The sequence below is a fragment of the Prolixibacter denitrificans genome (genome assembly GCF_003014495.1).
Classification (GTDB): domain Bacteria; phylum Bacteroidota; class Bacteroidia; order Bacteroidales; family Prolixibacteraceae; genus Prolixibacter; species Prolixibacter denitrificans.
On the sequence record NZ_PYGC01000036.1, the window covers coordinates 1 to 1,090 of the forward strand.

2 protein-coding genes are annotated in these 1,090 nt (G+C 46.2%); both read left to right on the forward strand.

All coding sequences use genetic code 11. The annotated features are described in order from the left end of the window. The coding region (locus CLV93_RS20355) for a hypothetical protein (RefSeq protein WP_425529593.1) at positions 1-224 on the forward strand (224 nt) is incomplete at its 5' end. A gap of 14 nt (positions 225-238) precedes the next feature. Beyond that, positions 239-1,090, forward strand: an 852-nt coding sequence (locus CLV93_RS20075; protein WP_106544017.1) for an IS3 family transposase, incomplete at its 3' end; no start/stop codon positions are given.

Here is a 1,090-nt window from a genome sequence, read left to right on the forward strand (position 1 = left end):
TCAGGAACTGGCAGGAACGTTATTCCGATGATATTCACTTATCTTTACAGGCGATGAGTGGAAAAGAAAGAACAGATGTAAAAGCGCTGGAGAAGCGTATCAAAGAGCTGGAAAAACAGCTTGAACTGGCGAAGATGAAAAATGTGGGCCTGAATACGATGATTGACATTGCTGAGCAGGACTACAAATTAGAGATTCGAAAAAAGTCTGGCCCCAAACAGTAGAAGTACTGGCACACATGTACCCGTTGGTATCCAAATCGGTACTGTGTGAACTGTTTGGGTTTAGCCGTCAGGCCTGGTACGATAGCAAAAAGCGTCACTCAGTAAAACAAATGCAGGAGGTGTTCATTTTAAAGCAGGTGAAAATACTTCGCCGCGAACATCCCCGCATGGGAGCAGAGAAACTCCTTTTGTTACTGGCTTCCACACTACAGGAACACAATATCAAATACGGAAGAGATAAGTTTTTCAACCTGCTCGGGGAGCACGGTTTGTTGGTGCGGCGCCGTAAGCGGGGTCCGAAAACCACTAATTCGAACCATTTTTACCGTAAGTATCCCAATCTTATCCGGGATATCGAACTGGTCAGTTCAGGCAGACTCTGGGTCAGTGATATTACCTACCTGCGAACTGAAAAAGGGTTTGTCTACCTGTCCCTGGTAACTGATGCCTATTCGAAGAAAATTGTCGGATGGAGCCTCTGGCCCGACCTGACCAGTGAAGGGGCCTTAAATGCCCTAAGAATGGCCGTTGCCGGCGAAGGTGTAAAGCCGAACCTGATTCATCACTCCGACAGGGGTATTCAGTATTGCTGCAATGATTATGTGAACTACCTGCAGGGAGCTAAAATCGGCATATCAATGACCGAAAACGGAGACCCTTATGAAAATGCGGTAGCCGAACGTGTCAACGGTATTTTAAAGGGAGAGTACAGCTTACAGGATACCTTTGCCGATTATCATGCGGCCCTGGAAGCGGTAAAAATCGCTGTATACAAATACAATCATAAACGGCCGCATCGTAGTGTGGACATGATGTTCCCCACTGATGCACATAAGCAAACCGGAACATTAAAGAAACACTGGAAA